Annotated in this window: 24 protein-coding genes; 15 read left to right on the top strand and 9 right to left on the bottom strand. The window is 68.3% G+C overall.

Features of this window, described 5'->3' with window-relative positions:
* Positions 1-11: 11 nt before the first annotated feature.
* A complete protein-coding gene (gene map, locus ASF06_RS07905) occupies positions 12-794 on the top strand; it encodes a type I methionyl aminopeptidase (protein ID WP_055945370.1) in 783 nt (260 codons plus the stop codon).
* Here map and idi read toward each other — a convergent pair.
* A complete protein-coding gene (gene idi, locus ASF06_RS07900; RefSeq protein ID WP_055926566.1) occupies positions 766-1302 on the bottom strand; it encodes an isopentenyl-diphosphate Delta-isomerase in 537 nt (178 codons plus the stop codon). The genes map and idi overlap by 29 nt on opposite strands.
* Before the next feature lie 139 nt (positions 1303-1441).
* Between idi and ASF06_RS07895 the strand changes: the two genes are divergently transcribed.
* From ASF06_RS07895 to ASF06_RS07870, 6 genes are read left to right on the top strand one after another with little or no spacing between them, the layout of a single operon-like run.
* The gene (locus ASF06_RS07895) at positions 1442-2512 is read left to right on the top strand and encodes a polyprenyl synthetase family protein (RefSeq protein WP_082500778.1); all 1071 of its coding nucleotides are present in this window, start codon (positions 1442-1444) and stop codon (positions 2510-2512) included.
* The gene (locus tag ASF06_RS07890) at positions 2509-3384 is read left to right on the top strand and encodes a phytoene/squalene synthase family protein (protein ID WP_055945367.1); all 876 of its coding nucleotides are present in this window, start codon (positions 2509-2511) and stop codon (positions 3382-3384) included. Before ASF06_RS07895 ends, ASF06_RS07890 begins: the two co-directional genes overlap by 4 nt.
* Positions 3381-5222, top strand: coding sequence for a phytoene desaturase family protein (crtI, locus tag ASF06_RS20005; RefSeq protein ID WP_235500939.1), 1842 nt, complete (start codon positions 3381-3383; stop codon positions 5220-5222). The genes ASF06_RS07890 and crtI overlap by 4 nt, the downstream gene beginning before the upstream one ends.
* Entirely contained in the window at positions 5222-5572 is a 351-nt protein-coding gene (locus ASF06_RS07880; RefSeq protein WP_055945364.1) for a lycopene cyclase domain-containing protein, read from the top strand. The genes crtI and ASF06_RS07880 overlap by 1 nt, the downstream gene beginning before the upstream one ends.
* Positions 5569-5907: a lycopene cyclase domain-containing protein gene (locus ASF06_RS07875; protein WP_055945363.1), complete on the top strand. Its 339-nt coding sequence runs from the start codon at positions 5569-5571 to the stop codon at positions 5905-5907. Before ASF06_RS07880 ends, ASF06_RS07875 begins: the two co-directional genes overlap by 4 nt.
* The gene (locus ASF06_RS07870; RefSeq protein WP_055945361.1) at positions 5904-6764 is read left to right on the top strand and encodes a prenyltransferase; all 861 of its coding nucleotides are present in this window, start codon (positions 5904-5906) and stop codon (positions 6762-6764) included. Before ASF06_RS07875 ends, ASF06_RS07870 begins: the two co-directional genes overlap by 4 nt.
* A gap of 101 nt (positions 6765-6865) precedes the next feature.
* Here ASF06_RS07870 and ASF06_RS07865 read toward each other — a convergent pair whose 3' ends face one another.
* On the bottom strand, positions 6866-8314 hold the full coding sequence (locus ASF06_RS07865) for an MFS transporter (protein WP_055945359.1): 1449 nt from the start codon (positions 8312-8314) through the stop codon (positions 6866-6868).
* A gap of 102 nt (positions 8315-8416) precedes the next feature.
* Here ASF06_RS07865 and ASF06_RS07860 point away from each other — a divergent pair, with 102 nt between their 5' ends.
* The 5 genes from ASF06_RS07860 (at position 8417) to ASF06_RS07840 (ending at position 13884) form a co-directional block, all read left to right on the top strand.
* Positions 8417-9628 (top strand): hypothetical protein, encoded by a 1212-nt coding sequence (locus tag ASF06_RS07860; RefSeq protein ID WP_157439115.1) that lies wholly within the window; start codon positions 8417-8419, stop codon positions 9626-9628.
* Between the two features lie 181 nt (positions 9629-9809).
* A complete protein-coding gene (gene dnaK, locus ASF06_RS07855) occupies positions 9810-11681 on the top strand; it encodes a molecular chaperone DnaK (protein WP_055945356.1) in 1872 nt (623 codons plus the stop codon).
* A 2-nt stretch (positions 11682-11683) separates the two neighbouring features.
* Positions 11684-12328 carry a nucleotide exchange factor GrpE gene (locus ASF06_RS07850; RefSeq protein ID WP_055945354.1) on the top strand — a complete coding sequence of 215 codons (645 nt, stop codon included), beginning with the start codon at positions 11684-11686 and terminating at the stop codon, positions 12326-12328.
* A 90-nt stretch (positions 12329-12418) separates the two neighbouring features.
* Positions 12419-13405, top strand: a complete 987-nt coding sequence (locus ASF06_RS07845) for a DnaJ C-terminal domain-containing protein (RefSeq protein WP_055945353.1) — start codon at positions 12419-12421, stop codon at positions 13403-13405.
* A gap of 68 nt (positions 13406-13473) precedes the next feature.
* Positions 13474-13884 carry a heat shock protein transcriptional repressor HspR gene (locus ASF06_RS07840; protein ID WP_055926585.1) on the top strand — a complete coding sequence of 137 codons (411 nt, stop codon included), beginning with the start codon at positions 13474-13476 and terminating at the stop codon, positions 13882-13884.
* A 92-nt stretch (positions 13885-13976) separates the two neighbouring features.
* On the opposite strand, the gene glpX is transcribed toward ASF06_RS07840, so the two are convergent.
* On the bottom strand, positions 13977-14855 hold the full coding sequence (gene glpX / locus ASF06_RS07835; protein ID WP_055945351.1) for a class II fructose-bisphosphatase: 879 nt from the start codon (positions 14853-14855) through the stop codon (positions 13977-13979).
* A gap of 26 nt (positions 14856-14881) precedes the next feature.
* On the opposite strand from glpX, the gene ASF06_RS07830 reads away from it, so the two are divergent.
* A complete protein-coding gene (locus ASF06_RS07830) occupies positions 14882-15343 on the top strand; it encodes a GNAT family N-acetyltransferase (protein WP_235500938.1) in 462 nt (153 codons plus the stop codon).
* A 20-nt stretch (positions 15344-15363) separates the two neighbouring features.
* Here the strand turns inward: ASF06_RS07830 and ASF06_RS07825 are convergent, their stop codons facing one another.
* The 3 genes from ASF06_RS07825 to ASF06_RS07820 all read right to left on the bottom strand — a co-directional run bounded on the left by ASF06_RS07825 (position 15364) and on the right by ASF06_RS07820 (position 17670).
* Positions 15364-16710, bottom strand: coding sequence for a glycosyltransferase family 87 protein (locus tag ASF06_RS07825; RefSeq protein ID WP_055945349.1), 1347 nt, complete (start codon positions 16708-16710; stop codon positions 15364-15366).
* A gap of 126 nt (positions 16711-16836) precedes the next feature.
* Complete coding sequence (locus ASF06_RS20000; protein ID WP_235500937.1) at positions 16837-16980, bottom strand: hypothetical protein; 144 nt, start codon at positions 16978-16980, stop codon at positions 16837-16839.
* An 87-nt stretch (positions 16981-17067) separates the two neighbouring features.
* The gene (locus ASF06_RS07820; RefSeq protein WP_235500936.1) at positions 17068-17670 is read right to left on the bottom strand and encodes a class I SAM-dependent methyltransferase; all 603 of its coding nucleotides are present in this window, start codon (positions 17668-17670) and stop codon (positions 17068-17070) included.
* A 76-nt stretch (positions 17671-17746) separates the two neighbouring features.
* On the opposite strand from ASF06_RS07820, the gene ASF06_RS07815 reads away from it, so the two are divergent.
* Both ASF06_RS07815 and ASF06_RS07810 read left to right on the top strand, forming a co-directional pair.
* On the top strand, positions 17747-18883 hold the full coding sequence (locus tag ASF06_RS07815; protein WP_055945347.1) for a class I SAM-dependent methyltransferase: 1137 nt from the start codon (positions 17747-17749) through the stop codon (positions 18881-18883).
* Positions 18884-18961: 78 nt separating this feature from the next.
* Positions 18962-20452, top strand: a complete 1491-nt coding sequence (locus tag ASF06_RS07810) for a GntR family transcriptional regulator (protein ID WP_055945345.1) — start codon at positions 18962-18964, stop codon at positions 20450-20452.
* 71 nt (positions 20453-20523) lie between these two features.
* On the opposite strand, the gene ASF06_RS07805 is transcribed toward ASF06_RS07810, so the two are convergent.
* The 3 genes from ASF06_RS07805 to ASF06_RS07795 all read right to left on the bottom strand — a co-directional run bounded on the left by ASF06_RS07805 (position 20524) and on the right by ASF06_RS07795 (position 25122).
* Positions 20524-22116, bottom strand: coding sequence for an APC family permease (locus ASF06_RS07805; RefSeq protein WP_082500775.1), 1593 nt, complete (start codon positions 22114-22116; stop codon positions 20524-20526).
* Positions 22117-22143: 27 nt separating this feature from the next.
* Positions 22144-23001 (bottom strand): universal stress protein, encoded by an 858-nt coding sequence (locus ASF06_RS07800; protein ID WP_055945344.1) that lies wholly within the window; start codon positions 22999-23001, stop codon positions 22144-22146.
* 123 nt (positions 23002-23124) lie between these two features.
* Entirely contained in the window at positions 23125-25122 is a 1998-nt protein-coding gene (locus tag ASF06_RS07795) for a primary-amine oxidase (protein WP_055945342.1), read from the bottom strand.
* Positions 25123-25130 lie beyond the last annotated feature (8 nt).

Genomic DNA, 25130 nt, shown 5'->3' with positions numbered 1-25130 from the left:
TAGTTATCGGCATGATCGAGATCCTGAGCCCGGCCCAACTGACCCGAGCGCGAGTCACCGGCGGCCTCGTCGCCGACATCCTGCAGTCTCTGAGGCTGCGGAGCACCGTGGGCACGAATCTGCTCGACATCGACCGATGGGCCAAGCACCTGATCCTCGAGGCCGGCGCCGAATCCTGCTACGTCGACTACGCACCGTCGTTCGGCAGAGGACCGTTCGGCCACTACATCTGCACCGCGGTGAACGACGCCGTTCTGCATGGCATGCCGCACGACTACGCCCTGCAGGACGGAGACCTGCTGACGCTCGACCTAGCCGTGTCGTTGGGCGGCGTGGCCGCGGACTCCGCCATCAGCTTCGTCGTGGGTCGATCGAGGCCGCCGCAGAGCGTCGCGATGATCGAAGTGACAGAGAGGGCTCTCGCCGCAGGCATCGCCGCCGCAGGCCCGGGTGCACGAATCGGAGACATCTCCCACGCCATCGGCTCCGTACTCACGCACGCGGGCTATCCGATCAACGTCGAGTTCGGCGGCCACGGAATCGGGTCGACGATGCACCAGGATCCGCACGTCTCGAATACAGGTCGACCGGGTCGGGGCTATCGCCTGCGGCCGGGCCTGCTGCTCGCGCTCGAGCCGTGGGTGATGGCCGACACCGACGAACTCGTGACGGACCCCGACGGGTGGACGCTGCGCAGCGCCACCGGCGCACGCACGGCGCACAGCGAGCACACGATCGCCATCACGGACGACGGCGCCGAGATCCTCACCGTGCCGACGCGGTCGCCTCGCTGAGCAGCGGCAGCTGCAGGGTCAGCCACGGGCTGAACGCCCACGGCGTGCTGTCGACGGCCGAGCGCAGGGCATCGGGGTCGACCCAGTTCCACTCGGCGACCTCGTCGGGGTTGCCCGCGACCTCGTCGGTCGTCGTGGCCGTGAACACCGGGCAGATCTCGTATTCGACGATTCCGGATGCGTCGGTCGCCCGGTAGCGGAAGTCCGGGAGAACCAGGGTCACCTCGTCGAGCGTGATTCCCAGCTCGCGCTGCGCGCGGCGCGCCACGGCGTCGGTCATCGCCTCGCCCGGAGCCGGATGACCGCAGAACGAGTTCGTCCACACCCCGGGCCAGGCGACCTTGCCGAGCGAGCGGCGGGTGACCAGGATGCGGCCCTGCGCGTCGTAGACGTGGCACGAGAAGGCGAGGTGCAGGGCCGTGTCGGCGGTGTGGACCGTGGCCTTGTCGGCCGTTCCGATCGGCAGTCCTTCGTCGGAAAGCAGAACCACCTGTTCATGAGAGGACATGCACTTATTGTGCCAGAGCGGGCGAATAGTCAGCCGACTGACTGATCGTGCGGGGATTCTTCGAGCAGGCGGCCCGCCATTGTGCAATCCCCACGACGAGGCGCGGTACTTAGACAGTCTCGTAAGTTAGCCTCGAACCGTGGATACGCATGATCTCGTGGTGGTGACCCGCCGGCGGCAGCAGCACGTCGATGCGGTTCTCGACCGCTTCTTCGGGCTCGCGAAGGCGCGGGCGTCGGGCATCGGCCCTCGCTATGTGACTCTCTGGGAGACGCTCGAGAAGAACTCCGCCGGCGGCAAACGCTTTCGTCCGGCCATGGTTCTCGCCGCCTACGAGGCTCTGGGAGGAACCGACTCGGAGACCGCCGCCTATGTCGGCGCGGCCTTCGAGCTGCTGCACACCGCCCTGATCGTGCACGACGACGTGATCGATCGAGACTTCATCCGTCGTGGCGGCCCCAACGTGTCGGGCAGCTACCGCGACCTGGCGCAGACGGCGGGCATCCCCATTCCCACCGCAGAGCACCGCGGCCTCTCGGTCGCCGTCATCGCGGGCGATCTCGCCCTCTTCAACGCCTTCCGCCTGCTCGATAGGAGCGGCGTCAGCGGAGAGCTGCGCGAGCGCCTCCACGAGATCCTCGACGAGGCCATGTTCGCATCGGCGGCCGGCGAGCTCCTCGACGTGGACTTCTCGCTGCACCCCGACCCGCCCTCGGTCGAGGACATCGTCGACATGGAGCGTCTGAAGACGGCCGTCTACTCCTTCGAGACCCCCCTCCAGGCCGGCGCGGTGCTCGCGGGCGCCGACGAGGCGGCGGTCGAGGCCCTGGGGTCGTTCGGGCGCAACCTCGGCATCGCCTACCAGATCGTCGACGACCTCCTCGGGGTCTTCGGCGACGAAGGAGACACCGGCAAGTCCACCCTCGGCGACCTGCGCGAGGGCAAGCGCACGGTGCTCATCGCCTACGCCGCGACGACCGAGCAGTGGCCGCAGATCGAGCCGTCGTTCGGCGATCCCGAGCTCGATGAAGACGGTGCCCAGCGCATCCGCTGCCTGCTCGAAGAAAGCGGCGCCCGCCGCTACGCAGAGGCTCTGGCCCGCGACTTCGCCAACAGGGCCTGGGAGCAGCTCGCGTCGAGCGCGCTTCCCGATGCGGTGCGCGCGGAGTTCCGCGCCTTCGTCGCCACGGTGCTGGAACGGGTCAAATGACCCGGCCCGAATCGCTGTACGACCGCGTGGCCATGGAGGCCTCGGCTGTCGTCATCCGCAGATACTCGACCTCGTTCGGTCTTGCGTCGAAGCTGCTGTCTCCGACGGTGCGGCAGCACGTCGAGAACATCTACGCCCTCGTGCGGCTCGCCGACGAGGTCGTCGACGGGGTCGCCGCAGAGGCGCGTCTCGATGCCGGCGCCATCCGAGCCCAGCTTGACGCGCTCGAGAGCGAGACGAACGAGGCGATGCGCTGCGGCTTCAGCACCAACCTGGTGGTGCACGCGTTCGCGCTCACGGCCCGCGAGACCGGATTCGGCGAAGAGCTCTCGGGCCCGTTCTATGCGTCGATGCGCGCAGACCTGAGCCAGACCGAGCACACGCCCGAGTCGTTCGACCTCTACGTCTACGGATCCGCCGAGGTCGTCGGCCTGATGTGCCTCAAGGCGTTCCTCGTCGGTCACCGCTACTCCGACGAGGACGAGGCGCGGCTTGTCGACGGCGCGCGGCACCTCGGCGCGGCCTTTCAGAAGATCAACTTTTTGCGCGACCTCGCCGCCGACTTCACGGCCCTCGGCCGCAGCTACTTTCCCGGTGTCGACGTCGACTCCTTCACCGAGGCGCAGAAGGCCGTCATCATCGACGACATCCAGAACGACCTCGACATCGCCTGCTCGACCCTGACGCTGCTGCCCAGCTCCTCCCGGCGCGCCGTCGTGCTCGCGCAGGGACTCTTTGCCGAGCTCACCCGCCGTCTACGCGAAACGCCGGCCTCCGTCCTGGTGACCACCCGCATCCGCGTGCCCAACCCCGTTAAGATGCGAATCGCGGCCCTCGCTGCCGCGGGTCGTCTACCGAAGGAGCACGAGTGACAGCCAGCATCCCCACCGGCGACAGCACCGAGTCGCAGGGCGAGGCCCGGCGGGCCATCGTCATCGGGGCCGGAATCAGCGGGCTGGCCAGCGCCGCCCTGCTCGCCCGCGAGGGCTATAGGGTGACCCTGCTCGAGAAGCGGGGCGCTGTCGGCGGCCGCGCGGGCGTGTGGAAGAAAGACGGCTTCACCTTCGACACGGGCCCCTCGTGGTACCTGATGCCCGAGGTCTTCGACCACTTCTACAAGCTCATGGGTACATCGGCCGCGGAGCAGCTCGACCTCACCCGCCTCGACCCGGGCTACCGGGTGTTCTTCGAGGGCGAGGAGACCACGGTCGACATCCGCAGCGACCTCGAATCGAACCTCGAGCTGTTCGAATCGATCGAGCCCGGCGCCGGCGTGAAGATGGCCGGCTACCTCGACTCCGCCGCCGAGACCTACGACCTCGCCAAGAAGTACTTCCTCTACTCCACGTTCCAAGACCTCAAGCCGCTCGCGGTCGGCCCCGTCGTCACACGTACGCCCCGACTCGTGCGCCTGCTCACCGAGACGCTGGCCAGCTTCGCCGGTCGCACGGTGCGCGATCCGCGACTGCAGCAGATCCTCGGCTACCCCGCCGTCTTCCTGGGTTCCTCGCCGTATGCCGCTCCGAGCATGTACCACCTCATGAGCCACCTCGACATGAACGACGGCGTGCTCTACCCCCAGGGCGGCTTCGGCCAGGTGATCGCCAGCATCGAGAACATCGCCCGAGACGCGGGCGTCGAGATCCGCAGCGGCGCGACCGTGACGCGCATCGTGCTCGAACTCGATCCCGCGCTGAAGGCTCCCGAGCCCGAGAAGAGCGTGTACGACTACGAGACCACCGAGTTCGACACGAACGTGATCGACCGCGACGAGCTGCGGCGACTGCTCGCGGGCGAGGCGGATGCGCAGGGCTCCACTGAGTCCGCACCGGCTGCCCCAGCGACGGCGCCCGCGGCGGCGACCGACGTCGTGGCCGGGCCACCGGCATCCGATCGCAGCCGTGTCGGCGGCGTGCACTACGTCGACGACGAGGGGCGCGCCCACGAGCTGGAGGCCGAGCTGGTTGTCGCCACCGCCGACCTGCGGCATGTCGAGACCACCATGCTGCTGCCCGAACTGCAGACCTACCCCGAGTCGTACTGGCAGAAGAAGACCGCCGGGCCCAGCGCCGTGCTGGTCTACCTGGGCGTCTCGGGCGAGCTGCCCCAGCTGGCGCACCACTCGCTGTTCTTCACGAAGGACTGGAAGGGCGACTTCGGCAAGATCTTCGGAGCGAGCCGCTTCGGGCGCTTCGGGCCGAAGGGGGCCACCTCGGTTCCCGAGCCCGCGTCGATCTACGTCTGCCGCCCCAGCGCCACCGACGACACCGTCGCGCCCGACGGTCACGAGAACATCTTCATCCTCGTTCCGATCCCGGCCGACCCCGGCATCGGTCACGGCGGCGAGAACGGCCTGGGGGATGCCCGGGTCGAAAGGATCGCCGACGCCGCGATCGCGCAGGTGGCCGAGTGGGCCGGCGTTCCCGACCTCGCCGACCGCATCGTGGTGCGACGCACCGTCGGCCCCGCCGACTTCGTCGACGACCTCAACGCGTGGAAGGGCACAGCGTTGGGCCCGGCCCACACCCTGGGCCAGAGCGCGTTCTTCCGAGCGGGCAATGTGTCGAAGAAGGTCGACGGACTCGTCTACGCCGGAGGATCCACGATTCCCGGCATCGGCCTGCCCATGTGCCTGATCAGCGCGGAGCTCGTGATCAAGCGACTGCGCGGCGACACGAGCACGGGAGCACTGGCGGAGCCCGGCGACTGATGGGTCTGCTGTACCTGCTCGCGCTCCTCGTCTCGATCACGGGCATGGTGGTGCTCGACCGTCGATTCACGCTGTTCTTCTTCCGCGACGCGCGCCGGGCATCCATTGTTCTCGTCGCAGGTCTCGTGTTCTTCGTCGGCTGGGATCTGGCCGGCATCGGGCTCGGCATCTTCTTTCGCGGAGAGACGTCGTTCATGACGGGTCTGCAGCTGGCGCCCGAGCTGCCTGTCGAGGAGATCTTCTTCCTCACCCTGCTCTGCTATCTCGCGATGAACCTGTTCGGGTTCCTGACGCGGGCATCCGCCGGTCAGGCCGGTCGCGGCACCCGCCGCGAGGCGGTGCGCTCGTGACCTACTGGACGCTCAATGCGATCTTCCTCGCGGTCGTCGCGATCGTCGCGATCGTCGCGGCCGTGCGCATCCGGAGCACCCGGCCGTGGGTCGCGGTCGCCATCACCCTCGGCGTTCTGCTGGTGATGACCGCGGTCTTCGACAACGTGATGATCGGAATCGGGCTCGTCGGCTACGAGCCCTCCCTCATCTCGGGGGCCTTCATCGGCATCGCGCCGCTCGAGGACTTCGCCTACGCGATCGCCGCCGCCGTTCTGCTGCCGTCGCTCTGGATGCTGCTGCCCGCGGGCTCGCGCGCATCCGGTGCCGTCGCACGCCCGGAGGAGCGCGCATGATCCGTCAACTGCTGCTGTCGTCGCGGCCCCTCTCGTGGGTCAACACGGCGTTTCCGTTCGCCGCCGGATACCTGCTGGTCACGCACGAGGTCGACCTCGTCTTCGTGCTGGGCACCCTGTACTTCCTGATTCCCTACAACCTCGCGATGTACGGGATCAACGACGTGTTCGACTACGAGTCCGACATGCGCAATCCGCGCAAGGGCGGCGTCGAAGGGGCGGTGCTCGACAAGTCACTGCACCGGCCGACCCTCTGGGCGGTGGTCATCACGAATGTGCCGTTCATCGTGTATCTCGTGCTGGTCGGATCGCCGCTGTCGTGGCTGGTGCTCGCCGTGAGCCTGTTCGCGGTGCTCGCCTACAGCGCTCCGAAGCTGCGGTTCAAGGAGCGCCCGTTCATCGACTCGCTCACCTCGAGCACGCACTTCGTGAGTCCGGCCGTCTACGGGCTGGTGCTGGCCGGGGCGGCGTTCACGCCCGCGCTCTGGGCCGTGCTGGCCGCGTTCTTCCTGTGGGGCGTCGCCAGCCACGCGTTCGGTGCGGTGCAGGACATCGTGGCCGACAGGGAGGGCGGCATCGCGTCGATCGCCACCGTCATCGGCGGTGCCGCGACTGTGCGCTTCGCCTTCGTGGCCTACCTGCTCGGGGGAGTGCTGATGCTCTTCACCACGTGGCCGGGCCCGCTGGGAGGATTGCTGGTGCTGCCGTACGCGCTGAGCGTGCTGCCGTACTGGTCGATCGCCGACGCCGACGCCGAGCGGGCCAACACCGGGTGGCGACGCTTCCTGCTGTTCAACTTCGTGTGCGGATTCGTGGTGACCATGCTGCTGATCTGGCTGTGGGTGCTCGTTCCCTAGCCTCGCCGCGAGTGTTGCTCGGGGCGACGAATGTGCCCGGGCGACCGGCAACATCCGTCGCCCCCGGCAACAGGCGCGGGGCAGCGGATGCTCGGGGCCGGCTACCGCGCGTCGGTGGCGGCCGCGCGCAGGTCGGGGAGCTTCACGAAGAGCATCAGCACCAGGCCCACCGCCACCACGAGCACGATGCCGAGGATGCCCCAGTACTGTGCACCCGCGATGGCGATGAACAGCGCCCAGAGGCCGGGCGAGATGAAGCTGGCCGCTCGTCCCGTCGTGGCGTAGAGGCCGAAGATCTCGCCCTCTCGCCCCACGGGCGACACCCGTGCCAGCAGCGAGCGCGATGCGGTCTGTGCGGGGCCGACGAAGAGGCAGAGGGCGAGGCCGCCGATCCAGAACACGATCTTGCCCGCGTCGTGCAGGGCGAAGACGGCGGTGCCCGCCACCACGAGGCCGATCAGAGAGAACAGGATGACGGCCCGCGGCCCGAAGCGGTCGTCGAAGCGCCCGGAGATGATCGTGCTCACTCCGGCAACGAGGTTGGCGGCGATTCCGAAGGCGACGACCTCGAGGAACTCGAATCCGAACGTGCCCGAGGCGATGATCGCCCCGAACGCGAACACGCCCGCCAGGCCGTCGCGGTACACGGCACTGGCCACGAGGAACCAGAACGTGTGCCGGCTCTCGCGGAAGAGCCGGGCGATGTCTTTCACGAGAACCGCGTAGCTCGCGAAGAAGCCGACCTTGGGGCCGACCGAGGGCGCCGGGGGCAGCTCCGGAACGAACACGAAGATGGGAATGGCGAAGATCACGGTCCAGATGGCACAGCCGACCGCGACGACGCGGAACGGCAGGCCGTTCTCCTGCGACAGCCCGAACCAGTCGGCGCTGTAGGCCACGACCACGATGACGAGCGCGACGATGCCGCCGATGTAGCCGAGGCCCCAGCCCAGGCCGCTGACCCGCCCGATCGTCTTCTTCGTCGACACCTGCACGAGCATCGCGTTGTAGTTCACCCCGGCGAGTTCGCTGAAGACGCTTCCGATTGCCACGAGTGACGCCCCGAGAACGAAGAAGCTGGGCTGTCCCTGCACGAAGAACAGACCGGCCATGCAGAGCACGAGCAGCACCGTGTAGACGAGCAGGCCGCCCTTGCGGCTGCCCGTGCGGTCGGCGCGCTGGCCGAGCACCGGCGCGAGCACGAGGATGACCAGCCCGGCCAGGAAGATCGCGAAGCCGAACCCGCTGGCGAGTTCGGCGAGGCCGGCGACCTTCACCGGATCGTTCTTGGGCAGCGCGGCCACGTCGGCCGGCAGGAACACGTCGGTGGTGAGATAGAGGGCGGTGAAGATGAAGGTGAGGATGACCGAATTGAAGGGCTGGGTGGCCCAGTCCCACAGCGCCCATGACCGAACCTGCCTCGCCGGAACGGGTTCCACCTGCAGGTCGAGTCCCACAGCCAGGGCCGCGCCGGTATTGGCGACAAGTGGCATCGCGGCCCGCGTCGAGGCGTCGTCTGGGCCGGCTGCGTCGCCGGGATTCTGAGTCATGTTCACACAGTAGCCGTGCGCCGAGACGAGGCAGCAGACAACGCGTGCACACGAGGTGAAATCACCCGTGCCGCCGTGATCTTCCGGGCTAGGGTTAGACGCATGAATAGGCACCCGGGGGGCCTCTTCGTGCGGGGGCGCGGAGGAGATACTGCAGATCTGCGAGAGCACAATCTCGCACTCGTGCTGCGCTATCTGCGAGACCACGGCCCGTCGTCCAGAGCCCAGATCGCCGACTCGTCGAGGCTCGGACTGTCGACCCTGACGGGCATGATCGGCGAGCTGAAGGCCCTCGATCTCGTGACAGAGGGGCTCGCCGACACGCAGTCCCGTCTCGGACGCCCCACGCACGCCGTGTCGCTGTCGGGTGACGGCTGGGTCGTCGCGGGGCTCCGGGTGGATGTCGACGGCGTTCGTGCGAAGACGGCCACCGTCGGTGGCGATCACCTCGGCAGCTACGCCGATCGCGCCGACCTGCGGGGCGGCGATCCCACACAGGCGATACGGATGCTCGCCGCCGCGATCGACTGGATCGTCGAGTCGGTGGAGTCCCCGCGAGTCCTGACGGCCGTGAGCATCGCTGTTGCAGGGCGTGTATCGCCCTGGGGCGACGTCGTCGTGCGGTCGGATGCCCTCGACTGGGCCGACGTCGACATCGCGAGCGGGGTGCGCGATCAGCTGGCCGCGCACGGCTGCGGCGGCGCCGTCGTTCAGGTCGTGAGCGACAGTGCGACCGCCGCCCTCGGGCTCGTGCGCGGCGAACTGCGCGAGCGCATCGGCGAACGCACCCTGCTGTATTTCGGCGGGGAGCGCGCGGTGGCGGGCTGCGTTCTCGTCGCCGGCGAGCCGGCCATCCCCGGCGGCCTCGGCGAGGCCGACTTCGCGCGGATCCCCGTGACGATCGAGGGCGGTGAGTCGTGTCGACTCGGAGACGCGGTCGCCCTGGCGGGGCTGCTGACGACGGCGGGCGTGCGATCCGACGCCGAGGCGGCCGACCTCGTCGACCGCTTTCCCCGTGAGGCCCTGTCGGTGCTGCTGGCAGCCGTGGCCGAGGGAGACGAGGCGGCGGCGGCCGCGGTGGCCGCCGCCATGGCCTCGCTGGCGCAGGCGATCGAGGCCGCCGCCGCGGTGGTCGGGGCGGAGGTGGTGGTGCTCGACGGCTACCTCGGTGTGCTCGGCACGCTCATCGCGCCGTCCGTCGACGCCCACGTCGAGGTGATCGCGCTGCCCTCGCATCCGTCGAGGATCGTCGACGGAGCCGTCTTCGCGGCGCGAGACGCCCGGCTGTCGCACCCCTCGCGCATCCGGGACTGACCCGATCGGCGAGCCGGTGGTCAAAGTTGAGTCGAACTAGCTCAACTTTAGCTGTGAAGACTTGACATGGATTTCGGTCGCTGGCAAGCTTGAGTCAACAAGGCTCAACCCTTGTGAGAACTTAGACATTCTTGATGTGAGAACGTCGGTCCCGCCAGCAAAACAAGGAGAAATCACTCACATGGCTCGTGCAGTAGGAATCGACCTCGGTACCACCAACTCGGTGGTCGCGGTCCTCGAAGGTGGAGAACCCACCGTCATCGCCAACGCGGAAGGCTTCCGCACGACCCCCTCGGTGGTCGCATTCACCAAAGACGGCGAGGTTCTCGTCGGCGAGACCGCCAAGCGCCAGGCCGTCACCAACGTCGACCGCACCATCTCCTCGGTGAAGCGGCACATCGGCACCAACTGGACCGTCGACATCGACGGCAAGCCCTACACCCCGCAGGAGCTGTCGGCTCGAATCCTCGCCAAGCTCAAGCGCGACGCGGAGTCCTACCTGGGCGACACCGTCACCGACGCGGTCATCACGGTTCCCGCTTACTTCAACGACGCCGAGCGCCAGGCCACGAAGGAGGCCGGTGAGATCGCGGGCCTCAACGTTCTGCGCATCATCAACGAGCCCACCGCCGCCGCCCTCGCCTACGGCCTCGACAAGGGCAAGGAAGACGAGCTCATCCTGGTCTTCGACCTCGGTGGCGGAACGTTCGACGTGTCGCTCCTCGAAGTCGGAAAGGACGACGACTTCTCGACCATCCAGGTCCGCTCCACCTCCGGTGACAACCGCCTCGGTGGAGACGACTGGGACCAGCGCGTCGTCGACTACCTGATCAAGCGCTTCAAAGACGCCACGGGCGTCGACGTCTCCGGCGACAAGATCGCCAAGCAGCGCCTCAAGGAGGCCGCGGAGCAGGCGAAGAAGGAGCTGTCGTCGTCGACGTCGACCAGCATCCAGCTGCCGTACCTGTCGCTCACCGAGAACGGCCCCGCCAACCTCGACGAGACGCTCAGCCGTGCCAAGTTCGAAGAGCTCACCTCCGACCTCCTCGACCGCACCAAGAAGCCGTTCGAAGACGTCATCCGCGAGGCCGGCGTCTCGGTCAACGACATCGCCCACGTGGTGCTCGTCGGCGGATCGACCCGTATGCCCGCCGTCGTCGAGCTCGTCAAGAAGCTCACGGGCGGCAAGGAGCCCAACAAGGGCGTCAACCCCGATGAGGTCGTCGCCGTCGGCGCCGCCCTGCAGGCCGGCGTGCTGAAGGGCGAGCGCAAGGACGTTCTGCTCATCGACGTCACCCCGCTGAGCCTCGGTATCGAGACCAAGGGCGGCATGATGACCACGCTCATCGAGCGCAACACGGCCATCCCGACCAAGCGCAGCGAGACCTTCACGACGGCAGACGACAACCAGCCGTCCGTCGCGATCCAGGTCTTCCAGGGCGAGCGCCAGTTCACCCGCGACAACAAGAACCTCGGAACATTCGAGCTGACCGGCATCGCGCCGGCCCCGCGCGGCATCCCGCAGGTCGAGGTCACCTTCGACATCGACGCCAACGGCATCGTGCACGTGTCCGCGAAGGACAAGGGCACCGGCAAGGAGCAGTCGATGACCATCACGGGTGGCTCGAGCCTCTCGAAGGAGGACATCGCCCGCATGGTCCGCGAGGGCGAGGAGCACGCCGCTGAAGACAAGAAGCGTCGTGAGGCCGCCGAGGTGCGCAACAACGCCGAGCAGCTCGCCTACTCGATCGACAAGCTCATCAAGGAGAACGAGGACAAGCTGCCCGAAGACGTCAAGACCTCGGTTCAGGCCGACGTCGACGAGCTGAAGACGGCACTCGCCGGAGAAGACAACGACGAGGCCGTGAAGGTCGCGTTCGACAAGCTCAACGAGAGCCAGGGCAAGCTGGGCGAGGCCATCTACGCCTCGAGCCAGGCCGACGCAGCCGCCGAAGGCGACGCGCCGACCGACGCACCTCAGGACGCCCCGTCTGACGAAGACGTGGTCGACGCCGAGGTTGTCGAAGACGACGAGCCCTCGAAGGACAAGTAACCATGACGGATCAGAACTCGTTCCCTGAGCCTGTCGAAGGGGAGGAAGCGGCTTCGGCGGCGGGCCCCTCGACAGGATCGGGGAGCGATTCTCCAGCCACCGAACCGATCATCGAGGGAGAGTTCATCGAGGCCGAGGGCCCCGATGTCGAGACCTCGCTGAGCGACGCCGACCTGAGCTTCCTCGAAGACGCCTCCTCTGCGTCGTCGTCGACGGCCTCCGACGAGGTGCTCGCTGCAGAACGGCTCGCCGACCTGCAGCGGGTCACCGCGGAGTACGCCAATTACCGCAAGCGCACCGAGGCGAACCGAGAGGTCGAGCGGGAGCGCACCGTCGGCGAGGTCGTCAAGGTCCTGCTTCCGGTGCTCGACGATCTCGACCGTGCCGAGAAGCACGGCGACCTCGGCGACGGGCCGTTCGCATCCATCGCGCAGAAGCTGCGCGGCGGCACCGAGCGTCTGGGACTGAAGCCGTTCGGAGCCGCGGGCGATGCCTTCGACCCGCAGCTGCACGAGGCGATCTTCCAGCAGCCGTCGGCCGATGTCGAGGTCGAGACGGTAGCCGACGTCGTCGAGACGGGCTACTACCTCGGCTCCACGCTTCTGCGTGCAGCCAAGGTCGTCGTCTCGACTCCGGTCAGCGCGTAACACACAACCTGGTAGAGCCCCTTCGACAGGCTCGGGGAACGACCCGTTCCCCGAGCCTGTCGAAGGGCACCACTGATCAACAAGGAAAAAATGGCCAGCCAGGATTGGTTCGACAAGGACTTCTACAAGGTGCTCGGCGTCTCGAAAGACATCTCCGAGGCCGAGCTCAAGAAGACGTATCGCAAGCTCGCGCGTCAGTACCACCCCGACTCCAACCCCGGCGATCCCAAAGCCGAGGCCAAGTTCAAAGAGATCTCCGAGGCAAACTCGGTGCTGTCCGATCCTGAGCAGCGCAAGGAGTACGACCAGATCCGCGCCATGGGCTCAGGGGCCCGCTTCCAGGCTCCCGGCCAGCAGGGCGGCGGATTCGAAGACGTCTTCGGCGGAATGTTCGGCGGCGGCGGAGGCGGCCGCGGAGGCCAGCAGTACACCTACACCCAGCCCGGTGCCGGCAGCCAGTACGACGACCTGCTCGGAGGCCTCTTCGGCGGATCGTCCGGAGGCTTCCGCGGTTTCGGCGGACCGACCCGTGGCCGCGACGTCACGGCCCGCGCCACCATCGACTTCCTCACGGCCACCAAGGGCGACACGATCAAGCTGCAGACCGCAGACGGGCGCCCGATCACCGTGAAGATCCCGGCCGGCGTCTCCGACGGCCAGAAGATCAAATTGCGCGGCAAGGGTGAGGGCAGTCCCGACGGGGGCGAGCCAGGCGATATCGTCTTGACCGTGACTGTGCGCAAACACCCCGTATTCGAACGCGACGGGTTGAACCTGCGCGTGAACGTTCCCGTGACCTTCGTCGAGGCGACGCTCGGGGCGACGATCGAGGTTCCGACCCTCGGCGGCGAGCCCGTCAAGCTCAAGGTCGCACCCGGCACACCCTCCGGGCGCGTGCTGCGGGTGAAGGGAAGAGGCGTCGAGACGTCGAAGGGCACCGGCGACCTGCTCGCCGTGGTGCAGGTGGCGGTTCCCGCGCACCTCAGCCCCGAGGCCCGCGAGGCGCTCGAGGCGTTCCACGCGGTCGAGCCGCAGGAGAACCCGCGCCTCGAGCTGCTCTCCAAGGCGCACGAGTAACCTCTCGCGTCGTCACCGCACCCTCACCGGGGGTCTCCCTCGCAACCCCTCGTACAGAAAGGCAGGCCATGGACGAGAACTCACCGATGTTCGCGATCGCCATGGCCGCCGAACTGGCCGGCATGCATCCGCAGACCCTGCGCCAGTACGACCGCATCGGGCTCGTGAGCCCCACCCGCACGGCGGGCAAGTCGCGTCGCTATTCGATGCGCAACGTGGTGCAGCTGCGCGAGGTCGCGCGTCTCTCGGCGGAGGGCGTGAGTCTCGAGGGCATCGCCCGCATCCTGACCCTCGAGAACCAGGTGAGCGCCCTCACCGGCCGAGTCCGCGAGCTCGAGAGCGCCCTCGCCGACGAACTGCTCAACCGGCCCAACCGCCGGGTCTTCGCCGCCGACGTGCAGGGCGACGTGGTGTCGCTCAAGCACGGAACGCGCACGGCGCGCCGCACAGAAGTCGTGATCTGGCGCCCCACCGACTAGCTGGTCTCGATACGCTCGTACCTCGCTACTCGACTGGCGCAGCGAGTGTGCTGGTCGGGTAGGCCGCTCGCGGCCGTCGCGAGGCCGACCTGTCAGGTGACCGGGGTCGACACGAAGAGAACTCGGTCGCTCCCCACCAACTCGTCGAGGGTGAAGACGCGGTGCAGGTCGTGGCCCGCAGCGATGGCCGCGGCCCGCTGAGACTCCGACTGCGGATCCAGGCGGCCCTGCATGAACCCGCCGAGCGAGCGCACCGCGCACGCCGCGATGATCCCCTCGGGAGTGCCGCCCGTTCCCATCACGGCGTCGATGCCCGAGCCCGGGGTGGCCGCCGCGATCGCGATCGACACGTCGCCCTCTCCCACCAGGTGCACGCGCACGCCGAGCCCGCGCAGTTCGGCGACGACGGATGCGTGCCGCGGCTTGTCGAGAACGCCCACGACGAGGTCGTCGATCGGCTTGCCGAGAGCGTCGGCGAGCCGCGTCGCATTCTGCGTGGCCGACGCGAGCACATCGAGCACCCCGACCGCCGCCGCGCCCGCGATGAGCTTCTGCATGTAGAACACGTCGCGCGGGTCGAACATGCTCCCGCGCGGTGCGAGCGCGATCACGGCCACCGCTCCCGGAAGGTTCTCCGCCGCGAGCCGCGTACCGTCGAGCGGGTCGACCGCCACATCGCACACCGGGCCCGCGCCTGTGCCGAGCCGCTCGCCGTTCGCGAGCATCGGGGCCTCGTCCTTCTCACCCTCGCCGATCACGACCGTACCGTCGAACGGGGCCCGGCCCAGGGCATCCCGCATCGCCGCGACGGCAAGCTCGTCGACGCCGTTCTTGTCGCCCGACCCCACGAGGGGCAGGCAGGCGGATGCCGCGGCCTCGGTCGCGCGAACGATGGCGGCCACGAGATCGTCGGGATAGTTGTGGGCCCCCACGACGGTGGTGGGGGCGAGGGGCGGCGTCGGCAGGGGCATGACTGAAAAGGGTAGCGTTGTCGCCCGTGAGCACTGCATCGATCGAGATCCGAGACACGGCATTCGACCACCCCGATTCCGAGGCGTTGCGAGCCGCGCAGCGCATCGAGATCGACGCGCGCTACGGCGGTGACACCGAGCCGGGAACCAAGCCGTCGGCATCCGATGTGCCCGTCTTCGTCGTCGCCTACGACGAGTCCGGAAGACCCGTGGGGTGCGGCGGCCTGCGACAGCTCGACGATGTCAGCGCCGAGATCAAGCGCATGTTCGTGACGCCGGATGCGCGCGGCACGGGTGTGTCGGTTGCGGTGCTGCGCGCCCTCGAGGAGCGGGCTCGCAGCCGCGGCTGGAGCACCCTGCGGCTCGAGACGGGCACGGCGCAGCCCGACGCCGTTCGCTTCTACGAGCGTGAGGGGTACACGCTCATTCCGAACTTCGGAGCCTACGCGGGAGCCGCCGAGTCGCTCTGCTACGAGCGCCGCCTCTAGACGGTCAGGCGGTCAGGCCGTCAGGCGGTCAGGCGCGCCCGGCGCTGCTCGCGCTCGCGCGCCCTGCGCTCGAAGCGGGGCTCCGCGCCGGCCGCCCGGGCCCCGAGCGACACGAGTTCGCGCACGGCCCAGCCGAGCAGCACCACGAGCAGAACGTTGCGGGCGGTGAGCAGCAGCGCCACCCCGGGATCTCCCGCGATGAGCGGCATGTAGAGGATCGGGAACACGAACGTGGTGAGCACCGAGATGGCCACCATGAGCAGCGCGGGCGTTCTCCAGGCGCGCCATCCGTGCGTGATTCCCACGGCGATGATCGGCGCCAGCCAGAGCATGTACTGCGGTGAGCCCACCTTGTTGAACACGACCACCGTGGTGGCGAGCGCCAGGGACGCGACAAGTAGCAGCCTCTGGGTCTGAGCGCCACGGTGCTTGGCCCACACCACGAGGGCGAGCACGCCGACGACGGCCAGCGCCATGGCCGGCGTCATCAGCGAAATGGCGATGTGGTCGTAGGGGCCGACGACCTCACGGGTGGCGATCTCCGTGTTGTTGATGATGTGGCTGCCCGGCCTGTTCAGGATCGCGAGCCAGAGCCACGGCGTTGTCACGGGAGCCTCGAGCTGAAGGCCGCGCGCGGTCTGCATCTGCGCGAAGCCGAGAAGGTAGTGCAGGCCGCCGAAGGCCCACACGATGGCGGCGACCCCCACCGAGAACACGGCTCCGGTCGCGACCGCGATGCGGCGGCGCGGAAACGCCCCGATGATGGCCAGGAAGATCGCGGCCGGCCACACCTTGATCCACGTGGCGAGGGCAAGAAGAACGGATGCGACGATCGGCCGGCGCGCGATCAGAACGAGGGCGATGATCACCAGGGGAGCGGTGATGCCCTCGAGGCGCAGCAACGCCACCGGGCTCAGAAGAGTGAGGATTCCGAGCCACCACCACGAGGCCAGCACGCCGCGGCGGGAGCGCCCGCGGTTGGAGAGCACCACGATCGACGCCGCGTTCAGCGAGGCGATGAGCACGAACCAGAGCAGCTGGTAGAGCTGGGGGCCCGCGATGTTCGAGATGGCGATCGGCAGGATCGCCCCGATCGGGTAGACCCACTCGAAGTGGATGCCCGGCCATTGGCCGAAGCTCTCGGCGGCGATGGCCCAGCGGCGGTACAGGGGCAGGTCGCCCTCGACGGTTCCGGCGACGATATTGGGCAGCAGGCCGAGCAGGTAGACGACGTGGATTCCGATGAAGCCCCAGAGCAGGTTGCGCGGCTTCTCGAAGATCTCGGGCTCCGGCAGAGCGGGTCGGATGAATCGGTCGTAGATGCCCTGCGGCGCTAGGCCTTGGATCGCTGTATCGGTTGTCGCCACTCTTGTGACCGTAGTGTCGAATGCCTGCGAGCGAGCAGGGATTCACCTTGCCGTTACCTGACCGTCGCTCGGCAGACACCGGAATCTCGACGACTGTCGTGTGAGGCGCACGATGTGATTCACGACTCACACTGCCGGTCTGACCGCCTGGATCGTGTAGCTCAGCGGGGCCACTCCCGCGAGGGCATCGAGGGCGAACTCGCCATCGGGTCGCAGCAGCATCTGGCCCGGGAGTGCTCGCCACGGCACGCTGTCGTGTTCGACGAGCATCGTGAGCCTGAGGCCGGCATCGAGGAGCGCCGTGACGATCTCGCCGATGCCGTGATTCCACTCGTAGGTCGTGGTCGCGGTGATAGGCTAATCCGTCTCGACGTAGCTGGCCTCGTCGTTCCACTCGAGCGGAGCCTTCTGCTCGAAGTAGGGGAAGCGCAGGTGCAGGTCGTCTGTCAGGCGCTCGTCCATCGTCCACAAGATGGGGTGGCCCTCGCGGATGAAGAGTCGGCCGCCCGGTTTCAGCAGGCCCGCGACGACCTCCGCCCACCGCTGAACACTGGGCAGCCAGCAGAGGGCGCCGATGCCGGTGTAGACGAGGTCGAAGCTCTGCGGCTCGAGCACCGACAGTGCCGAGTAGACGTCTGCCTCGACGAAGTCGACGTCGTCGCCCGTCTCCGCCACGAGTCGGCGTGCCTCGTCGAGCGCGACGGGCGAGAAGTCGAGCCCCGTGACACGGGCGCCGAGTCGCGCGAGCGAGAGTGTGTCCGTGCCGATGTGACACTGCAGGTGCACGGTGCGCAGCCGCTCGACGGAGCCCAGCCGGTCGCGGTCGAACCCCACGACGTCGGAGATGAGCCGCCGATCGTCGATGTAGCGCTGCACCTGGTAGCCCACTCCGCTGCGGGTGGCGTGCGCAGACGCCCGATCATTCCAGTTGTCGCGGTTCGCGTCGAGATAGTCGGTCATCGTCGGCCTCTTCCTGCCGCCGTCCGGCGAGCCCGCCAGAATATCAGTCCGGGCGCATCCCTGTCAGGATGGGGGGATGCCCGATTTCTCGTTCGACGACCTCCGCCGCTTTCCCGACGTCGAGGCTCCCAACCTGTTCGCGGTCGACGCCAGCGACAGGCTGATTCTCGATGAGGCTGCGGATGCGCTTGCCGCGGCCGCTCCCGGGGAGGTCGCCGTGCTGGGCGATCGCTACGGGGCGCTGACGCTCGGCGCGGCCGGGCTGCACGGGGCCACGCGCATCCGGGTTCAGCAGGATGCATTGACGGGCGAGCGGGCCCTGGCCCGCAACGCCGACCGCACGGGGCTCGCCGACTCGTACGAGTCGATGCCGTTCGACGCCTCACTCGTCGAGGGGGCGACCGTCGTGCTCATGCAGCTGCCGCGAACGCTCGCCGCGCTCGAGCAGGCGGCTGCGCTCATCGCCCGGCACGCGCATCCGTCGGTCGTGGTGTTCGCGGGCGGGCGCATCAAGCACCTCTCGACCAGCATGAACGACGTGCTCACGACGCACTTCGCCGAGCTGCGGGTGAGCCTGGCGCGGCAGAAGTCGCGCGTGCTCGTGGCCTCCCAGCCCCGGGCCGGCGCCCACGCCGAATCCGACACTGCCGCGATGCGCACCGAGTTCCACGACGACGTGCAGCTCTGGGTCGCCGCGCAGGGCACCGCCTTCGCGGGCACGAAGCTCGACATCGGCACGCGCTTCCTGCTGTCGTTCATTCCGCAGATGGCGGCGCACCCCGACGTGGCCATCGACCTCGGATGCGGCACCGGCGTTCTCGCCGCAGAGATCGCCCGGGCCCGGCCCGAGGCGCGGGTGATCGCGAGCGACCAGTCGTCGTCGGCTGTCGCATCCGCCCGCGAGACGATGCGGCTCAACGGGCTCGATGCCCGGGTCGAGGTCGTTCGCGACGATGCGCTGCGCTCGCAGCCGGATGCGTCGGCCGGGCTCATCCTGTGCAACCCGCCGTTCCACGTGGGCGCGGCCGTGCACGCGGACGCGGCCCTCGGGCTGTTCCGCGACGCGGCGCGTGTGCTCGAGTCGGGCGGTGAGCTCTGGACCGTGTTCAACAGCTCGCTCTCGCACGCCGCGACCCTGCGCAAGATCGTGGGGCCGACCGACGTTGTCGGGCAGAACGCCAAGTTCACGGTGACGCGCAGCACGAAGCGCTGACCGGCCCCGCAGGCAAGGCTCAGGGAACGCCGCGGAGACCACCAGGTGATAGCGTCGAATCCAGCTCCGGGAGGCCAGATGTCGCGTTCGCTCGGCCTCACCGCGGAGGCCCGCTCGGCCGTGTTCGCGCCGCTCGCCGGCCCCGGCCGCAGCGAGCAGGTCGAGCAGCGGATGCGCGAGGCCATCGTGCTCGGGCTCGTCGGGCACGGCGAGCGTCTGCCCCGAGAAACGGAGCTGGCGCGACAGTTCGGCGTGGCCGTGTCGACCGTGCGCGAGGCGCTCGACGCGCTGCGCGGCCAGGGGCTCGTGCGCACGACCCGCGGACGAGACGGCGGCAGCTTCATCACCTCGAGCCCCGAGGGCCAGCGCGAACTCCTCGCGGCCCGCCTCTCGCGCTTCTCGAGGGCTCAGCTGCACGACCTCGCTCTGCAGCTCGGCGCGATCAGCGGCTCCGTCGCGGCCACGGCGGCCACGCGCGCCACGAGCTCCGACCTCGACAGCCTGCGGTCGATCGCCGAGTCGATCGACTTCGGCGACGAGGTCTCCGCCCGCCGGGGCGAGGCCCTCTTCCGCGTCGAGGTCGCGGCAGCCGCCCAGTCGCCCCGGCTCGTGGCCGAGGAGCTGCGTCTTCAGGCCGAGTTCGGTCCTCTTCTGTGGTTCGGCATGCGCGACCAGGCCCTGCGCGACACGGTTCGCGACGCGCAGCTCGCGCTCATCGATGCGCTCGCCCGGCGCGATTCGGCTCGGGCGCGGGCGATCGTCGACGAGCAGCTCGCGGCCCTGGCAGCCGGGGCGATCTCCATCTCCGATGAGCATGCGCACGCCGCATCCACCGACGCCGCCCCTCACGCGATCCTCACGCCCGACGACTGCGCATCCCTCGTCGTCGAGACGCTCGACACCGTCTTCGAGGCGCTCGGCCGGGCCCGCGACGCCTTCGCGACCACGCTGGCGGGCCTCGCGCATCCGATCACCCGGGCCGCCCTCGACGACAGCGTGCGCGCCCTCGCGGAGGCCGAGCTGAGCGCCGGTGCCCAGCTCGTGATCGGGGCCGGCTTCGTGGCGACGCCGGGGTTCGTCGATGACGCGGCCTGGCACCTCGCCTGGTGGGTGCGCCAGGCGGGAGACCCGCTCGTGCAGCGGCTTCCGCCGCGCCAGCTGGCCGTGGTCGAAGACCCCGAGTCCGAGTTCTTCCGCGACTACACCCGGCTCGAGTGGTGGCGCGGAGTGGCGTCGGGCGAGGCGAGCCACGTGACCGGCCCCTACGTCGACTACCTCTGCACAGACGAGTTCATTTTGACCCTCACCATGCCCGTGCTCGATGCGGCGGGCGCGCAGCCCGGCGTCGCCGGGGTGGATGTGACGGTGTCGGCCCTCGAGGCCCGGTTTTTGCCCGCATTCGCGCGGCTCGGCGAGCGCGTCACGCTGGTGAACGCGGCATCGAGGGTCGTGCTCTCGACCGACCCGACGATCGCGGCGGGCACTCTGCTGCCCGAAGTCACCGCGCTGCCCGGCGGCGGGGAGCGCGTGGCCTGCGGAACCCTGCCCCTTGCCCTCGTGCGGCACTGAGCGCACGATTCTGTTCAGCCGGCGCCCGAACTCGTCGTATAGCGGCGTGCTCGCGCTGTGGCTGCACCGAATCAGTCGGTCGAGGTTCCGCGCTTCAGGGTCTGGCCGGTGAAGAACGCGGGGTTCACCGCGCGCATCACGAACATGAGCACGACGCCCGCGAGCAGCAGGAACGCACCCAGGATGAAGACCAGGCCGAGGCCGCCGATGTTCGATCCGCTGCCGTAGTCGGGGTTCATCGAGTCGATGAGGGTGGTCACGAAAATGACCGCGAGGATGATGCCGCCGAGGAGAGGAGCGAGGAACTTGAAGAAGAACGACCGCGCGCCCGAGAAGGCCTCCTTGCGGAAGTACCAGACGCAGGCCAGCGCGGTGACGCCGTAGTAGAAGCAGATCATCATGCCGAGCGTCAGGATCGTGTCGGTGAGCACGTCGTTCGACAGCACCCGCATCACCGCGTAGAAGCCCCACGCCACGACGCCGGCGATGATCGTGGCGAAGCCGGGCGACTTGAAGCGCGGGCTGATCGACGCGAAGCGCTTGGGGAACGCCTGGTAGTGGCCCATGGCGAGCATCGTGCGGGCCGGGCCCACGAAGGTCGACTGCAGCGACGCGGCCGAGCTCGACAGCACGGCCAGAGACAGCAGGATGGCGAAGGGTCCCATGATGGGGCCGGCCAGCGCCGCGAAGACGTTGCCCGAGATGTCCTCGTTGCCGAGCCCGAGCTCGCCCGTTCCGATGCCCGAGAACATGAGCGACGCGACCGCGACGAGGATGTAGAGCACGAAGATGATGCCGACGGTCAGCGTCGCGGCGCGACCCGGAGTGGTCTTCGGGTTCTTCGTCTCCTCGTTCATCGTGAGGGTCACATCCCAGCCCCAGAAGATGAAGATCGAGAGCGAGACGCCCGCGGCGAAGGCAGAGAACGAGGGAACGCCGAACGGGTTGAACCAGTCGAGGCTGAAGGGGGTGGCGTCGAAGGCCGAGCCGTCGGCGAAGTGCACGATCGCGGCGATGGCGAACCAGACGAGCACCACGAGCTGGAACCCCACGAGCCAGTACTGCAGGGACTTCGTCGTCTCCATGCCCCGGTACGACACGTAGCAGGCGCCCACCATGAAGACCAGACAGGTGAGGATGTTGATGGGGATGTTGCCCGCCAGGTCGGCGATGTCGGGATTCTGGGTGATCTGCGCGATCGCCAGATAGAGGAAGTCGACCGCGACGCCGGCGAGGTTCGAGAGCACCACCACCGTCGCGACGATCAGACCCCATCCGCCGAGCCAACCGAGCCACGGCCCGAACGCCCGCGTGGCCCAGGTGAACGACGTGCCGCTGTCGGGCATGGCGTTGTTCAGCTCGCGGTAGCCGAGGGCCACGAGCAGCATGGGCAGGAAGCCCACGAGGAAGATGCCGGGCATCTGCGTTCCCACCGCTGCCGCCGTGGGGCCGAGCGACGCGGTGAGCGTGTACGCGGGGGCGATGCAGGAGATGCCGATGACCGTGGCTCCGAGCAGGCCGATCGAGCCGGCCGAGAGGCCCTTCGACGAGAGGCCCGTCTTCGCATCCGCTGCGTCGATGAAGTCGACGCCCGCGTCACTCCCTGAGCCGCCCCCACTCCCGTTCCCTGAGCCTGTCGAAGGGGCTGTGTTCTTGCGTGCCATGGTTTCGATCCTTCTGGTGAGGCGGCGCTAGTCGGCGTCGTTGGGAACGACGATGAGGGGAACGGGCAGGGAGTGCAGCATGCGGTTCGCCGTGGCGCCCAGGAAGATGCGACTCGGTGAGGCGAGCCTCGACGATCCGACGAAGGCGATCTCATCGTCTCGCCAGCCGAGCGCCTCGACCGCGGCCTCGACGCTCGGACCCTCCGCGACCTCGGTCGACAGGATGCCCTCCGTCTTCTCCCGTTCGGAGAAGTAGTCGAGCACGGTCAGCAGGTGCTCGTCGCTCGAGACCGGGCGGGACTCGCCGGCCCCCACCTCGACCAGAGTCACGAAGCGCAGCTCCACATCGAGGCCCTCGGAGATCGCCACCATCGAGTCGAGCAGGGCCTCCCAGCCGGGGCGGGTTCCGATGGCGCACGTGATGCGGCTGATGCGCTCCGGCGCCCGATAGCCCCGAGGTGCGAGCGCCACGGGAACCGGCGAGGCGTGCAGCAGGGCATTCGCGACGCTGCCGATCGAGAAGCGCTTGAGGATTCCCGATCGGGCGGCACCCACGACGATGCGGTCGGAGTCGAATGCCTCTGCCGCCTCGATCAGGCCCTCCGACGTCGACTCGGCCCACAGCACGTGGGTGGTGGCCGTCACGTCGGCGGGCACATTCTGGATGGCCTCATCCAGCCACAACTGCGCCTGCTGGGCGATGATGCCCTCGAAATCGGCGGCGGATGCCGGCACCTTCGCGGGCACCGCGGTGCTCTGCGGCAGTACGAGGCAGATGCGCAGCTCGGCCTCGGTGAGCCGCGCGAGCGCGATGCCGAGTTCGATGGCCTCGCGGCCTCGCTCGGTGGCCTCGTATGCCACGACGTAGTTCGCTGTGCGGGTCACTTCGGTGCTCCTTGCTTCTCGTTCCCTGGGCCTGCATTCCGTTCCCTGAGCTTGTCGAAGGGAATCTCTCGACGTCGCCCCTTCGACAGGCTCAGGGAACGGTGTGTTCAGGGAACGGGTGGATCAGTGGTCGTGGGTCAGGCCGCCATCGGTGCTCGGCGCATGGTGGTCGTGGCCATCGTGGCCGTGGTCGTGTCCGCCGTGGTCGTGCCCGGGGGCGCAGTGAGCGCCGGGGCTCGGCTCCACGTCGATTGAGGGGTTGCGGTCGAAGAACGAGACCGGCTTCATCCAGAACGACACGGTGTCGCTCGGCATGATCGGCCAGTCCTCCTGGCGGGTGATGTGGTGGATTCCGAACACGTACCAGAGCACCACGTCGGTGTTGCGCACGGGGCGCTCCGCCTCGATCCACTCGGGCAGGCCGTGGTCGATCGAGCTCTGGTTCACGAACTCGCCGGCCGGCCAGCGCTCGTTCTCGTCGTTGGGCGTGACCCACACGGTGTGCCCGATCACCTGGGCGCGCTCCAGCACGGCCGAGCCCGGAGCGAAGAACGAGGGGATGGCGCCGCCCGGAACCAGCTTGTAGGCCACCTGGTTTCCGATGGTGTTGCGCTTGTTCTCGTTCACGACCTTCCAGGCGCGCTGCGTGTTCCAGTCGAAGTCGTCGTGGCCCTCGACCTCGATCGGGGTGTTCGCCTGCACGAGCGCGAGTCCATGCGGGTTCTCGTCGGAGATCGGCACGATCTGGGTCTCAGAGCGGTAGACCGTGTTCTCGGTGCCGTCGATGTCGAGGTCCATGCGGGCCACGATGAAGTGCTGGTGGAACGGCGCGTAGGTGCGGTTGTCGACCAGCGTTCCGTTGGGGTGCGCCTGGCCCTCGTCGATGTGGGTGACCACCATGATGCCGGTGGCGCGCACCTCGCACTCGATGTTGCCGTCTTGATAGAAGCGCCAGTAGACGAGGTACTCGTAGTTGGCGACCGTCACGTGGAACGAGACGACGAGCCGGCGCATGCGGCGCACCTCGGCGCCAGCGTCGTGGTCGACGTGCTTCCACAGAACGGCGTTGTCCTCCTCGTGGATGCAGAACGCGTTCGGGATCGCGTAGGGCTCGCCTTTCGAGTCGTGCATCACGGCGTCGATGTAGCGGATCTCACCCAGGCAGTCGCATCCGAGTTCGAGCGATGTGGTCATGAAGCCGAGGCCCCACTCGCCGATGTCGAAGGCCGTGCGGCGGAAGTGGTCGACGCTCGGGTCGCGGTAGGGCACCACCATCTCGGAGAACGAGAGGCGGTTCGCGATGGAGCGCACCTCGTCGCCGTCTTTGTAGGAGATGGAGTGCAGGGTCATGCCCTCGCGGTAGTTGAAGCCCACCCGAAGCGACCAGTTCTGCCACTCGATGAGATTGCCGTCGACTGAGAAGCTGGGCCCCTCGGGCTGCACGATGTCGAGAGGCTTGAGCGGCGGGCGCTTGTAGTGCTCGCGGATGCGCTCGGGAATGAGGTGCGGCACGTACTCGCCCATGATCTGCGGCGTCTCGACCGTGAACGTGTCCTCGATCTCGAGCAGCTCCATGGTGTTCACGTCGATCACGCAGTGGAAGCCGTTGACTGGGCCGGCGTAGGGGTTGGCACCGGGCTGCGACTTCACCCAGGTGTCGCTCCAGCCGAGGCGGCGTCCCTTGTACTTCTCGGGGATCACGGCGGCGCCGTAGGTCCACGTGTCCATGAAGACGAGTTCGAGGTCGGTGATGCCGCGGTTGGCGAGTGCCGCGATGACCTGAGGGTTGGCGCGCAGTGCCGCGTCGGCCTCCTCCCACTCGTCGACGGTGAAGTTCGCCTGCACGTCGGGCACGTGGGTCCACTCGAGCAGGGCATCGGATGCGAGCGACACGACAGCGATGTACGTCGCGTTTTCGGCGCGGTTCAGCACCACGAGGCGCGCCCGGCGCTCGGGAACCGTGCCGTCGGCCTCGAACTGCTTCACCGCGGCCTTCGACGGTTCGATCATCTCGATCGAGGCGAAGCGCCAGCCCGGGCCGACGTCCTTCTCGCGTTTCAGAATCGCGGATGCGGCGCGGAACTCGTCGGCGCTCAGCGGGTCGAGCGGGTGGAAGGTCATGGCGTGGT

The organism is Agreia sp. Leaf244, from assembly GCF_001422695.1.
GTDB lineage: Bacteria > Actinomycetota > Actinomycetes > Actinomycetales > Microbacteriaceae > Agreia.
The sequence above is the reverse complement of the archived record's forward strand: the minus strand, read 5'-3'. Positions and strand labels throughout refer to the sequence as shown.